The sequence below is a fragment of the Mesorhizobium sp. M7A.F.Ca.US.002.01.1.1 genome, from assembly GCF_004022955.1.
Lineage (GTDB): Bacteria > Pseudomonadota > Alphaproteobacteria > Rhizobiales > Rhizobiaceae > Mesorhizobium > Mesorhizobium ciceri.
The window spans coordinates 1-11036 of sequence record NZ_RZQE01000175.1; the positions used below are offsets into that span (position 1 = coordinate 1).

Annotated in this window: 12 protein-coding genes; 4 read left to right on the forward strand and 8 right to left on the reverse strand. The window is 61.7% G+C overall.

The window, feature by feature from the left end; all coding sequences use genetic code 11:
- Both EN932_RS18000 and EN932_RS18005 read right to left on the reverse strand, forming a co-directional pair.
- A partial coding sequence (locus EN932_RS18000; protein WP_164890526.1) for a Ppx/GppA family phosphatase occupies positions 1-705 on the reverse strand: 705 nt, incomplete at its 3' end.
- The gene (locus EN932_RS18005; protein WP_128368954.1) at positions 705-2906 is read right to left on the reverse strand and encodes an RNA degradosome polyphosphate kinase; all 2202 of its coding nucleotides are present in this window, start codon (positions 2904-2906) and stop codon (positions 705-707) included. The genes EN932_RS18005 and EN932_RS18000, both read right to left, overlap by 1 nt.
- A gap of 211 nt (positions 2907-3117) precedes the next feature.
- Here EN932_RS18005 and EN932_RS18010 point away from each other — a divergent pair, with 211 nt between their 5' ends.
- The 4 genes from EN932_RS18010 (at position 3118) to EN932_RS18025 (ending at position 5266) form a co-directional block, all read left to right on the forward strand.
- Entirely contained in the window at positions 3118-3363 is a 246-nt protein-coding gene (locus EN932_RS18010) for a zinc-finger domain-containing protein (protein ID WP_013532417.1), read from the forward strand.
- A gap of 19 nt (positions 3364-3382) precedes the next feature.
- The gene (locus tag EN932_RS18015) at positions 3383-4603 is read left to right on the forward strand and encodes an FAD-dependent monooxygenase (protein WP_127368337.1); all 1221 of its coding nucleotides are present in this window, start codon (positions 3383-3385) and stop codon (positions 4601-4603) included.
- A gap of 71 nt (positions 4604-4674) precedes the next feature.
- The gene (locus tag EN932_RS18020) at positions 4675-4965 is read left to right on the forward strand and encodes a BrnT family toxin (protein ID WP_127368338.1); all 291 of its coding nucleotides are present in this window, start codon (positions 4675-4677) and stop codon (positions 4963-4965) included.
- Positions 4943-5266 (forward strand): BrnA antitoxin family protein, encoded by a 324-nt coding sequence (locus tag EN932_RS18025; RefSeq protein ID WP_027037847.1) that lies wholly within the window; start codon positions 4943-4945, stop codon positions 5264-5266. Before EN932_RS18020 ends, EN932_RS18025 begins: the two co-directional genes overlap by 23 nt.
- A gap of 15 nt (positions 5267-5281) precedes the next feature.
- Here EN932_RS18025 and EN932_RS18030 read toward each other — a convergent pair whose 3' ends face one another.
- The 6 genes from EN932_RS18030 to EN932_RS18055 form a co-directional block, all read right to left on the reverse strand.
- Positions 5282-5950 (reverse strand): TIGR02117 family protein, encoded by a 669-nt coding sequence (locus EN932_RS18030; protein WP_127368339.1) that lies wholly within the window; start codon positions 5948-5950, stop codon positions 5282-5284.
- Between the two features lie 112 nt (positions 5951-6062).
- Positions 6063-6866, reverse strand: a complete 804-nt coding sequence (locus EN932_RS18035) for an amino acid ABC transporter ATP-binding protein (RefSeq protein ID WP_013532420.1) — start codon at positions 6864-6866, stop codon at positions 6063-6065.
- Positions 6867-6951: 85 nt separating this feature from the next.
- Positions 6952-8109, reverse strand: coding sequence for an amino acid ABC transporter permease (locus EN932_RS18040; protein WP_013532421.1), 1158 nt, complete (start codon positions 8107-8109; stop codon positions 6952-6954).
- A 9-nt stretch (positions 8110-8118) separates the two neighbouring features.
- Positions 8119-9306, reverse strand: a complete 1188-nt coding sequence (locus EN932_RS18045; RefSeq protein WP_127385403.1) for an amino acid ABC transporter permease — start codon at positions 9304-9306, stop codon at positions 8119-8121.
- 63 nt (positions 9307-9369) lie between these two features.
- Positions 9370-10398 (reverse strand): amino acid ABC transporter substrate-binding protein, encoded by a 1029-nt coding sequence (locus EN932_RS18050; protein ID WP_024505009.1) that lies wholly within the window; start codon positions 10396-10398, stop codon positions 9370-9372.
- A 443-nt stretch (positions 10399-10841) separates the two neighbouring features.
- On the reverse strand, positions 10842-11036 hold a 195-nt coding region (locus EN932_RS18055; protein ID WP_206618943.1), incomplete at its 5' end, for a DUF2182 domain-containing protein.

The following is an 11036-nucleotide window of genomic DNA, read 5'->3' on the forward strand; positions in this document are numbered from 1 at the left end:
CTCGTAATGGTGCATGACGCCAAGCGGATAGTTGGTCATTTCCATGTGCAGCCGGGCAAGATTTCGCCAGGTGCCGCCGACGGCGTAGAAGGGCCTGCCCTGCCCGCCTTTCAACAGCTTGGCCTTCGCCAGTTCGTCACGCGCGATCCTGGCCGCCTGGGTCAGCGAGTTCTTCGCCATGTCCTGCAGGCGCAGGCCGCCCAGCGGCAGCGTGATGCCGTCGCCGATCGCCTCGCCGCTGACATCGACCAGTTCGAGGCTGCCGCCGCCCAGATCGCCGGCGATGCCATCGGCCGGATGGAAACCGGAAATGACGCCGAGCGCGGAATAGTACGCTTCCTGACGACCGCTGATCACTCGGATCTCGGTCTTCAGCACATCCTCGGCGCGGTGGATGAAATCGGGGCCGTTGACCGCCTCGCGGGCCGCCGCGGTCGCCAGCACATACATCTGCTCGGCGCCGGCCTGGTCGGAAAGCGCACGAAAGCGGCGGAACTCTTCCATCGAGCGCGTTACCGCCTCGGGGTCGAGCTTGCCGGTCGAAACGATGCCGCGGCCGAGACCGGCCAGCATCTTTTCGTTGAACAGCATGGTCGGCGAGCGCGCCAGCCCCTCATAGACGACGAGACGGATCGAGTTCGATCCGATGTCGATGATGGACAGCGGTCGGCGGTCCTGCAGCCGGCCCTGAGAATCAGACAGCATCAGCCGGACGCTGCGGCGTTCTTCTTGCGGCGCTTGAACTGCGCGATGCGCTTGGGCGCATGCGACTTCAGCGCGTCACCCCGTCCCGACAGGCTCGGATTGGTCATGAAATATTCCTGCGCGTTGAACGGTTCCTCGCCCTCCTCCAGCACGACGCGCCGGGAGGTTCCATCAGCCAATACGTCGAAACTTTGCTGATTGTCCATAATGTTGCCCAGCATGATCTGGCCAAGGATCTGTTCATGCACAGTTGGATTGGTGATCGGCACCATGGTTTCGACGCGGCGGTCGAGATTACGCGGCATCAGGTCGGCCGAGGAGATGTAGACGATCGCCTCGTCCGACGGCACGCCGAAACCATTGCCGAAACAATAGATGCGGCTGTGCTCGAGAAAACGGCCGACGATCGATTTTACGCGGATGTTTTCCGACAGGCCCGGAACCTGCGGCCGCAGGCAGCAGATGCCGCGCACGACAAGGTCGATCTCGACGCCGGCGCGGCTGGCATCGTAGAGCGCGTCGATGATGATCGGATCGACGAGGGCGTTCATCTTCATCCAGATGCGCGCCGGTTTGCCTTGCACCGCGTAGGCAATCTCGTCGGCAATGTGCTTCAGGATGCGGCTTCTCAGCGTGAACGGCGAGATCGCCAACCGCATTTCGTCCGTCGGCTCGGCATAGCCGGTGATGAAATTGAACAGCTGGGCGACATCGCGGGCAATCGTCGGATCTGTGGTGAAGAAGGACAGGTCGGTGTAGATGCGTGCGGTGACCGGATGGTAGTTGCCGGTGCCGAGGTGCACGTAATTGCGCAGCTTGCCGTCCTCGCGCCGCACCACCAGCGACATTTTCGCATGTGTCTTCAGTTCGAGAAATCCGAACACCACCTGCACGCCGGCCCGCTCCAGGTCGCGCGCCCAGCGGATGTTGGCTTCCTCGTCGAAACGCGCCTTGAGCTCGACCAGCGCGGTGACCGACTTGCCGGCCTCGGCCGCGTCGACCAGCGCGCGCACGATCGGGCTGTCGTTGGAGGTGCGGTAAAGCGTCTGCTTGATCGCCACCACCTCCGGATCGGCCATTGCCTGGCGCAGGAACTGCACCACCACATCGAAGGATTCGTAAGGGTGATGGACGACGATGTCCTTCTCGCGGATGGCGGCGAAACAATCGCCGCCATGCTCGCGGATGCGCTCGGGAAAACGCGGATTGTAGGGCGTGAATTTCAGGTCGTCGCGGGGAACGGCGACGATCTCGGAAATCTGGCTGAGCGCCAATGGACCGGTCAAGACGCTGATGCGGCTGGACGACACGCCAAGCTCGCCGGCGACGAAATCGCGCAATTCGCCAGGCATCAGCCTGTCGAATTCGATGCGGATCACCGATCCGCGCCGACGCCGCTTCAGCGCCGTTTCGAACAGGCGCACGAGGTCCTCGGACTCCTCCTCGACCTCGATATCGCTGTCACGGATGATGCGGAACGTGCCGGAGCCCTTGACCTCGTAGCCGGGGAAGAGCTTGCCGATATAGAGGCCGACAGCCTCTTCCAGCGGGATGAAGCGGACATGATGCTTGCGGTCCGGCAGACGGATGAAGCGCTTCAGCGCCACCGGCAGGCGCAGCAGCGCGCTCATCTCCTCGCCGTTCTTGCGATGGCGCAATTGCAGCGCCATCGAGAAGCCGAGATTGGGGATGAACGGGAACGGATGCGCCGGGTCGATCGACAGCGGGGTCAGCACCGGGAAAACCTGTTCCTGGAAATGGTCTTCCAGCCAGATTTTCTCGTCCTTGGTCAGCGCATCGCGGGTGATGCTCTCGATGCCTTCCTTGTTGAGCAGCACGGTGAGCGCCGAAAGGCTCTTCTGCTGGTCTTCCTGCAGCCGCTCGACCTCACGCAGCAGCTGTTCGAGCTGCTGTTCGGGGGTGCGGCCGTCGGGGCTCTTCAGCGTGATGCCCTCGCGCACCTGGCCGGCAAGACCGGCGACTCGGACCATGAAGAACTCGTCGAGATTGGCGGCCGAGATCGACAGGAAGCGGACGCGCTCCAGCAGCGGATGAATGAGGTTCAGCGACTCCTCGAGAACGCGCCGGTTGAACTGCAGCCAGGAAAACTCGCGGTTGACAAACCGGTCCGGGTTGCCGCCTTCCGGGCGAGCCACCTCGACATCCACGAATTCGTTCTGCACCGGCTTCAGTTCGTTCATGATTCCCGCTCTTCCACACCCGCTCAAGCCGGCTAGCCAGTCACTCTAGCGACCCATGGTCCCTCCCGGAAACCGAAATCGGTTTTCGGGCCATGGGTTAACCGGCTTAACTTATCCTCTGACAGGCTTTTGCGACAGTTTGATTTCATCGAACTTGCAAAGAGGCCTGATATGATCCAGATGCAGACGAGACTGCGTTAAGGAGACGACGATGGCAGGCGGTTCCATTCCCCATTTTCAGAACGATGCGGGCTATCCGGCAATCGACATCGGCGTGAAGGAATTCATGTGCACGGGCGCCAATCCGCCTTTCGACCACCCGCATGTGTTTCTGGACATGGGCGACGACAATGAAAAAGTCTGTCCCTATTGCTCGACGCTCTACCGCTATTCGCCGAAGCTGAAGGCGACGGAAACGCTGCCGGCCGGATGCATCTACATCGAACAGGCCGCCTGAGACTTTCGCGACCAGCCCGATGAACGACACGCGTTCCCGGCAAATTGTCGTCGCCGGGGCCGGTGTCGCCGGATTGACCGCAGCCCTTGCATTCGCCTCGCGCGGCTACGCGGTTCGGGTGTTCGAACAGGCGCAGCGCCTGGAAGCTGCCGGCGCCGGCATCCAGCTCTCTCCAAACGCGACGCGCATCCTTCGCCAGCTTGGCGTGCTCGACCGGCTGCTGCCGGCAGCGGTGCGGCCGCAAGCCGTGGTGTTGAAGAAGGCCGCGACCTTGCGCGAACTGGCGCGCGTGCCGCTGGGGCAAGCCGCCGAAACCCGCTGGCAAGCACCCTATCTCGTCGCGCACAGGGCCGATCTGCAGAGCGCATTGACCGCGCGCGTTGCCGAGGTGCCGGATATCCATCTCACCACCGGCGCGCGCATCGGCGACGTTGCCTCCGGCCCGCATGGCATCACGGCGACGGCCGAGATCGACGGCAAGACCATCGAGGCGGAGGGCTTCCTGCTGGTCGGGGCCGATGGCGTCTGGTCATCGGTGCGCGCACTTGTCGATTCGGCCAAGGGCTCGCCAAGAAACCATTTCTCCGGCGAACTGGCCTGGCGCGCCACGGTCGCGGCCGGCAGCGCCGCCGGTCGGAGCTTTGCCGCCATCGGCGCCAGGGACTGCGTCACCACCTTCCTGCATCCTGGCTTCCATATGGTGGCCTATCCCGTCAGCAAGGGTGCGGCCTTCAATCTCGCGGCCTTCACCAGGGGCGACCGCATTGCCGAGGGCTGGTCCGGCAACGCCGACGCCGGGATCCTGACCCGAGCCCTGCGCGGCACCGCGACAGAACTTGCCCGTCTGGTCGAGCAGGCCGGCCCGTGGACCGCATGGCCGATCCACACTGTTGACCCGCAACAGCCCTGGACAACACCGAACGGCATCGCGCTGATCGGCGACGCCGCGCATGCGATGACCCCATTCGCAGCGCAAGGTGCGGCCATGGCGATCGAGGATGCGGCGACGCTTGCCGACATCATCGCCGACTTCCCTGCCGACCCCCTGGCCGCACTTGCCGTCTGGGAACAGTCACGGCGGCCGCGTGTCGCGCAGGTCACCCGACGCGGCGCTGTCAACCGGCTGGCCTGGCATGCCTCGGGTCCAGTGGCGATTGCGCGCAATGTGTTCCTGAAGGCGCGCTCGTCGGAAAAACTCGCGGCGGATCTGGACTGGCTTTATGGGTGGCGGGCTCCTTAGAATGCTTACATCGGTCGACCTTGACGTAATGGCAATTTGTAGTTACACTTTTGTAGTCAACGAGGCGCAAATTGCGATTTGAATGGGACGCCGAAAAGGCGAAATCCAATTTCCGTAAGCATGGCGTAAGCTTCGACACCGCCGTTCGCGTTTTCGCCGATCCTTTCGCGCTATTGGAGCATGATCGAATTGAAGGGGGCGAATATCGTTGGCAGACAACCGGCTTGGTTGAGACCGCATTGGTATTGCTGGTTGCACACGCAGATCGAGAGGAAGACGGGATCGAGGTGATCCGCATCATTTCAGCGCGGCGAGCTACGTCCAAAGAGAAAAGGCATTATGCGCAAAATCGTTCGATATGAATTCGACCCGGCCAATCCGCCTCCTCTGACAGAAGCACAGAAAGCGGAGATCGCGGCTTTGAAAGCGCGACCAGAGGATGATGTCGACACGAGCGATATTCCCGAATTGACCGAGGAATTCTGGCAGAACGCCGTCCGAAATCCTTATTTCAAGCCGGTCAAGCAACAACTGACCCTGCGTCTCGATTCTGACCTCGTCGCCTGGTTCAAAAGGCGCGCACCGGATGGTCGCGGCTACCAGAGTGCAATCAACAGAGCGCTTCGAGAATATGTGTCCAAACAGGATCGCAAGGCCGGCTGATCGCCGGAATGGCCTTCAATTATAAAGCCGCATCGACAGGCCGAGCGATACAGGCAGCGGGTTCCACCAGCCGGTGCGCAAGCCTGCGGTGCGCAAGGCGGCCGCCGTCCAGGTGTTGCAGCCGATCAGTGCGTTGAAATGGCCGTTGGCTTCGTAGAAGCCGTCGAACCTGGAATAGGCCGCGTCCGGAACGAGGATCGGGCCTTCCGGTCCGCGCTGGAAACTCGCATCGATGAAATCGAGCAACGCCGCGAACCGGTCCTCTGTGATGTCGAACCCCGCGATGTCAGGACGCGGTTCGAGGATGTCACCGGCGACATCGACATGCATGACCGACGAGTCGAGGGTCAGTGCCTTCATCACCGGTACCGCCTTCAGCTCGGACCATGTCGGCGTCTCCAGGTAGAAGGCGCGACCGCCCCAGCCGAAGACGATGTAGCGGACCTCCGGCCTGTCGGCCGGTATGCCGGCGTCGACCAGGAAGTGGAAACGCCGGCGCACGGCATCGTCGACCGGGATGGCGATATCGGTGTGGATCGGATTGTTCAGCACCAGGATGTGGCGCGTCGCTGCGGGCATGGCGGCGGCCGCCGGCCACAGCGGCCGCGGCACGAGGGTGCCCGTCGTCACGGCGAGAGCGACGACAATCAACAGAAGGCCTAGAAAACGTCCCAGTCTCTTCATGAAAAGCGGCTCTGCAAAAGCGCTCCAGCGCGACAGGAACGGTCGCCTGTTATCCCATACGCAAAAGAGCCCGGCAGTGTTTCAGCCGGGCTCCTCGCAAACATCGAAAGGCCTAGTGCAGGATCTGCGACAGGAACAGCTTCGTGCGCTCGTGGCGCGGGTGGTCGAAGAACTCGGCCGGCGTGTTCTGCTCGACGATCTGGCCCTGGTCCATGAAGATCACCCGGTTGGCGACCTTGCGGGCAAAACCCATCTCGTGGGTGACGCACAGCATGGTCATGCCTTCTTCGGCAAGGCCAACCATGGTCTCCAGCACTTCCTTGATCATCTCCGGATCGAGCGCCGAGGTCGGCTCGTCGAACAGCATGATGCGCGGGTTCATGCACAGCGAGCGGGCAATCGCCACACGCTGCTGCTGGCCGCCGGAAAGCTGGCCGGGATATTTGTTGGCCTGTTCCGGGATCTTGACGCGCTTGAGGAAATGCATGGCGATTTCCTCGGCCTGCTTCTTCGGCGTCTTGCGCACCCAGATCGGCGCCAGCGTGCAGTTCTCCAGGATGGTCAGATGCGGGAACAGGTTGAAGTGCTGGAACACCATGCCGACCTCGCGGCGCACCTCGTCGATCTTCTTGAGATCGTTGGTCAATTCCTTACCGTCGACGATGATCTTGCCCTTCTGGTGCTCCTCCAGGCGGTTGATGCAGCGGATCATGGTCGATTTGCCGGAGCCGGAGGGGCCGCAGATGACGATGCGCTCGCCGCGCATCACTTTCAGGTTGATGTCCTTCAGCACATGGAACTCGCCATACCATTTGTGCATGGCGATGATGTCGATGGCGACATCGGTCGTCGAAATCTGCATCTTGGCGGCGTTGACCTTGATCTCTTCTGCGCTGACGGCATTTTCGGTGGCCATGAGAGGGATCCCCTTGTTCTTTTGTTGTTGGTAATGATGCCTGTCGTTACCCCAAAACCGCTATACACTTTTGGGCGACATGCATTCAGCGTTTGTGGCCGGTGTCGAGCCGGCGTTCGGTGTACATTGAATAGCGCGACATGCCGAAGCAGAACAGCCAGAAGACGAAGGCCGCGAAGATCAGGCCAGACCTCGCCGTCTGCGCGGTTGCCCAGTTTGCATCGGAAAAATTCTGTTTGACGATGCCGAGCAGGTCGAACATCGAGATGATGATGACCAGGCTGGTATCCTTGAACATGCCGATGAAGGTGTTGACGATGCCCGGGATGACCAATTTGAGCGCCTGCGGCATGACGATGAAATACATCTTCTGCCAATAGCCGAGACCGAGCGAATCGGCACCTTCATACTGGCCCTTGGGGATCGCCTGCAGGCCGCCGCGCACCACTTCGGCCATATAGGCGGCGGCAAACAGCGACACGCCGATCAAAGCGCGCAGGAACTTGTCGAACGAAACGCCCTCCGGCAGGAACAGCGGCAGCATGACGCTGGCGAAGAACAGCACGGTGATCAGCGGGATGCCGCGCACCGTCTCGATGAAGACGACGCACAGCGTCTTGATGATCGGCATCTTGGAACGGCGGCCGAGCGCCAGCACGATGCCGAGCGGCAGCGACACGGCAATGCCGACGAAGGACAGGCTGAGCGTTACCAAGAGCCCGCCCCAAAGCGAGGTCTCGACATGCGGCAGGCCGAACATGCCGCCGACCAGCAGGACGAAGGCGACGATCGGCAGCACGAAGAACAGCAGAACCGCATTCAGCCCTTTGCGTGGCACCTTCGGCATCAGCATCGGCACCAGCAGCGCCACGAACAGGATGGCGACCAGGATCGGCCGCCAGCGCTCCTCGATGGGATAGCGGCCGAGCATGAACTGGCCAAACTTGGCATTGACGAAAGCCCAGCAGGCGCCGGTCCAGCCATCCGGCTGGATGCCGCCTTGCGCCACCGTGGCGCATACGGTCCGGTCCGGCCCCGTCCACACGGCGTTGATGAACGCCCAATTGATGATTTGCGGCAGGATCATCGCCACCAGGGCGATGCCGACGATTGTCAAAATGGTGTCGCCGGTAGACGCGATCAGGTTCTTGCGCACCCATGCGCCGAGGCCGGTGACGCTGGCGGGCGCCGGCTGCGCCAGCACCATTTCGGTGCGCACCCAGGACATATCATGTTCTTGCATGTCCTTACCTCACCTCTCCACCAGCGCCATCTTGGCGTTGAACCAGTTCATCACAAGCGAGGTCAGAAGGCTGATGGCGAGATAGATCACCATCATGATCACCACGCCTTCGACGGCCTGGCCGGTCTGGTTCAGCACTGTCCCGGCGGTCGCCGTCAGGTCCGGATAGCCGATGGCGATGGCCAGCGACGAGTTCTTGGTCAGGTTGAGATACTGGCTGGTCAGCGGCGGAATGACGATGCGCATGGCCTGCGGCACGACGACCAGCCGCAGGATCGATCCGGACCGCAATCCCAACGCACCGGCGGCTTCCGTCTGGCCCGCGCTGACACCCCTGATGCCGGCACGCACGATCTCGGCGATGAAGGCGGCGGTATAGCAGGACAGCGCCAGATAAAGCGACAGGAACTCCGGCCGGACCTGAAAGCCGCCGGTCAGGTTGAAAGTCGACTGCTTGGGGTAGTCGAAGCTCAGGGGAAAGCCGCTCAGCGCATAGGCGAGCAGCGGCAGCCCGACGATCAGCGCCGCGGATGTCCAAAACACCGGAAATTGCTGGCCGGTCGCAATCTGCCGTTGCCGCGCCTTGCGCGCGACGAACCACGCCATGGCGATGCCGACGAGCAGGGCGACGAAGATCAGCCATGAACCGTCGCCCCATACGGCGCGTGGAAAATAGAAACCGCGCTGGTTGAGAAAGGAGCCGAACGGCAAATTGATGCTGTCGCGTGGCGCCGGCAGTACGGCCAGCACGCCGGAATACCAGAAGAAGATGACCAGCAGCGGCGGGATGTTGCGGAAGACCTCGACATAGACGGTGCAGATCTTCCTGATCAGCCAGTTCTTCGAGAGCCGGCCGATGCCGATGACGAAGCCGATGATTGTCGCGGTGATGATGCCGACGATAGCGACGATGACCGTGTTGAGGAGGCCGACCAGAATGGCGCGGCCATAGGTCGAATCCGACGAATAGGCGATCGCGCTCTCGCTGATATCGAAGCCGGCGCGGCCCTTGAGGAAGCCGAAGCCTGAAGCGATGCGCAACCGCGTCAGGTTGTCGATAACGTTGTGGGCAATCCACCAGACGCCCGCCACCAGCAGCACGACGACCAGCAGCTGGAAGAATATGCCCCGGATTTTCGGATCGTTGATGAAGGAACCGCGGCTGGGCTCCTCGCGAAGTACGTCCTGCGATGCCATTCGACCGTCCCCTGGAAAGAGAAACCGGGAGGCAGATGATCTGCCTCCCGGATCACATTTCGATCAGCGGATCGGCGGCGCGTATTGCAGGCCGCCCTTGGTCCACAGCGCGTTGATGCCGCGCGCGATCTTCAGCGGGCTGCCCGAGCCGACATTGCGCTCGAACATTTCGCCATAATTGCCGACGGCCTTGACGATGTTGACCACCCAGTCATTGGAGACGCCGAGATCGGTACCGATCTTGGTGTCGGCTTCCTGGCCGAGAACGCGCTTGATCTCGGGGCTGGCCGAGTTCTTCATCTCATCGACATTGGCCTTGGTGATGCCGAGCTCTTCAGCCTGCAGCAGCGCGAAATAGGTCCACTTGACGATGTGGTACCACTGGTCGTCGCCCTGGCGAACGGCCGGTCCGAGCGGCTCCTTGGAGATGATCTCGGGCAGCACGACATGGTCGGCCGGCGATCCCAGCGTCAGGCGGATGCCATAGAGGCCCGACTGATCGGTGGTGTAGACGTCGCAGCGGCCGGCATCATAGGCGGCGTTGACCTCTTCCAGCTTTTCGAAGACGACGGGATTGTACTCCATCTTGTTGGCCTTGAAATAGTCGGCGAGGTTCAGCTCGGTGGTGGTGCCGCTCTGCACGCAGACGGCTGCGCCCGAGAGCTGCAATGCCGAATTGACGCCCGGCAGCTTCTTGGCGTTGATCATGAAACCCTGGCCGTCATAATAGGTGACGCCGATGAAATTCAGGCCGAGTGCCGTATCGCGGTTGATGGTCCAGGTGGTGTTGCGCGACAGGATGTCGATCTCGCCCGACTGCAGCGCGGTAAACCGCTCCTTGGCGCTGAGCGGCGTGAACTTGACCTTGGAGCCGTCACCGAAGACGGCGGCCGCGACAGCGCGGCAGAAATCCGCATCGATGCCTTGCCAGTCACCCTTGTCGTCCGGCGCCGAAAAGCCGGCCAGGCCGGTGGAGACGCCGCACTGGATGAAGCCCTTCGCCTTGACGGTGTCGAGCGTGGCCGCCGACGCGGCGGACGCCATCAATCCAAGCGTGGCGGCGCCTAGAATGCCGATAGCAATGTGTTTCATGACCCACAGACCCTTTTCTCTGTTTTTCAGGAGTAAATCCTGATTTTTTTCTCCCGTGTGAACGCGGCTTCATCCCGGCCCATCCCGAAACCCCGCATCGTAACCGACGCGCCGCCTCCCATTCACAAATGTCATCGAAGGCGATAATTCCTGTGAGGTCAAGGGAAATGACCCAAACCCGAAGAGTTTGAAAACCGATTGCCGTAAATGCCTGATTTACAGACAAACACGCCCGCGAATTAGTCAGCAGGGGCCAATAAAGGCGGCAAAGCTGATGCAACGCCAACGCGGGGCCGATACCGGCCGCGGCAGCGAAATCCATCCAGGGCAAATACCTCGTGGTTGTTGACCTCCGCGTGGGGCGAACTACCATGTCCCAAGATTGTCTTCTGACGATTTACTGGCGGCTGCAGTCCAATACAGGTCGCAGACGAAGACTGTTCTCAAGAGGCTTGAAAGACGATCCAGGTCCCGATGCCAGCCATCAACGCGCCTGAAACGCGCGGAATCAGCTGCCCGGTCGGCACCGTCTTCTCCAGCAGGACCAGGATGGCGATGCCGGCGATCCACAGCACGTTCATGACGCCACCGACGAACAGCAGGGCCATCAGCGCCCAGCAGCACCCCAGACAGTAGGC

Bases quoted from the DNA above. Each gene is read 5' to 3' on its own strand.
- EN932_RS18025 (WP_027037847.1), top strand. From the start codon at position 4,943: ATGCGCAAAATCGTTCGATATGAATTCGACCCGGCCAATCCGCCTCCT.
- EN932_RS18010 (WP_013532417.1), top strand. From the start codon at position 3,118: ATGGCAGGCGGTTCCATTCCCCATTTTCAGAACGATGCGGGCTATCCG.
- EN932_RS18015 (WP_127368337.1), top strand. From the start codon at position 3,383: ATGAACGACACGCGTTCCCGGCAAATTGTCGTCGCCGGGGCCGGTGTC.
- EN932_RS18045 (WP_127385403.1), bottom strand. From the start codon at position 9,306: ATGGCATCGCAGGACGTACTTCGCGAGGAGCCCAGCCGCGGTTCCTTC.
- EN932_RS18030 (WP_127368339.1), bottom strand. From the start codon at position 5,950: ATGAAGAGACTGGGACGTTTTCTAGGCCTTCTGTTGATTGTCGTCGCT.
- EN932_RS18035 (WP_013532420.1), bottom strand. From the start codon at position 6,866: ATGGCCACCGAAAATGCCGTCAGCGCAGAAGAGATCAAGGTCAACGCC.
- EN932_RS18005 (WP_128368954.1), bottom strand. From the start codon at position 2,906: ATGAACGAACTGAAGCCGGTGCAGAACGAATTCGTGGATGTCGAGGTG.
- EN932_RS18040 (WP_013532421.1), bottom strand. From the start codon at position 8,109: ATGCAAGAACATGATATGTCCTGGGTGCGCACCGAAATGGTGCTGGCG.
- EN932_RS18050 (WP_024505009.1), bottom strand. From the start codon at position 10,398: ATGAAACACATTGCTATCGGCATTCTAGGCGCCGCCACGCTTGGATTG.